Genomic DNA, 653 nt, shown 5'->3' with positions numbered 1-653 from the left:
CTGGTCGATGACCAGCGGCGCCCCGTCGGCGGCGGGGGCGGCAAACGACATCGGGTTGGTGCAGTAGACTGGCTTGACCGAGCCCGAGCCGGCAAGTACGGCCGGGCCGTTGGTGGCGGCGAACGACACCAGCCCGAGTGTTGCCAGCCTTCCGGTGAAATAGCCGAGCGCGCCGCATGTATAGGCGTTCTTCTGCGAGAAGATGGCGACGCCGAACAGCTTTGCCGCCTTGGCGAGGTCGTCGATAGTGCGGTCGAAGCCGGTATGCGCCAGCCCCCGGCGTGCATCGGAGAGATAGACCGCAAGCGCCGGCCGGGTGATCACCGGGTCGGCATTGCCGTCGATGCGTCCGGCTTCCAGCGCCTCGAGATAGTCGATGAAATGCGACAGACCGACCGAGGAAAGCCCTTCGGCCTCGGCTGATATGATCGAAGCAGTGAGCGATTGTGCCGCTTCCTCATTGGCGCCAGCGCCAAGTGCCGCCATCCGGCACAGTCCTTTTGCCTGGTCGAGACTGAGTTGCATGATGGCAATCCTAGGGGAGTAAGGGAATAGGGGAATAGGGGAATGGTGAGCAGTGAATAGCGAATGGGGATGGAATTGTGAACGTGAATAGTGGCTGGCTACTCCCCTACTCCCCTACTCCCCTACTC

The 653-nt window shown here is 62.3% G+C and carries 1 protein-coding gene; it reads right to left on the bottom strand.

Features of this window, described 5'->3' with window-relative positions:
• Positions 1 to 525: Ldh family oxidoreductase (locus tag EN939_RS36890; protein WP_206528478.1), on the bottom strand; the 525-nt coding region annotated here is incomplete at its 3' end.
• Positions 526 to 653 lie beyond the last annotated feature (128 nt).

It is taken from the genome of Mesorhizobium sp. M7A.F.Ca.CA.002.05.1.1, from assembly GCF_003998335.1.
In the GTDB taxonomy this organism is placed as follows: Bacteria; Pseudomonadota; Alphaproteobacteria; order Rhizobiales; family Rhizobiaceae; genus Mesorhizobium.
Note: the sequence above shows the minus strand (reverse complement) of the source record. Positions and strands in the feature narration are given on the sequence as shown.